Raw genomic sequence first — 502 nt, 5'->3', positions numbered from 1 at the left:
AGTTTACGGGTAACTTCCGCGTAATTGATGCGTTGTCGACGATGGCATTTGAAGGTCGTCGTGAAGAATTTTTCCGCAAAGAGACCATGGCGGCGCTGCAAATCCTTGATCAAGGCCATATCGAGCTAGATAATTTTAAAGGTTCTTGGGCTGGTGCGATGGGACAGTGTCAATTTATGCCAAGCTCTTTCCTACGTTTTGCCGCCGATGGTAACGGAGACGGAAAAAAAGACATCTGGCAATCAGAAGCGGATGTGTTTGCGTCTACCGCTAACTACTTGAGCGAGTCTGGCTGGGACGATAAGTTTACTTGGGGGCGCCAAGTGAAGGTGCCGAAAGGGATTGATCGTAGCCTAGAAGGACGCGGGGCAGAAAAAGGCAAATATCTTCAGGAGTGGAGTAAACTTGGCATCACGAAGTACGATGGCAGTCCATTACCTAAACTGAATGAAGATATCCAAGCATGGCTTATCATGCCTGACGATGAAAATGGTCGTACTTA

The 502-nt window shown here is 47.6% G+C and carries 1 protein-coding gene; it reads left to right on the top strand.

Annotation, left to right across the window (positions count from 1 at the left end):
• The coding region (locus R7040_RS30425) for a lytic murein transglycosylase (protein WP_318098187.1) at positions 1-502 on the top strand (502 nt) is incomplete at both ends.

The sequence above is a fragment of the Vibrio sp. 1069 genome (assembly GCF_033340555.1).
Note: the sequence above shows the minus strand (reverse complement) of the source record. Positions and strands in the feature narration are given on the sequence as shown.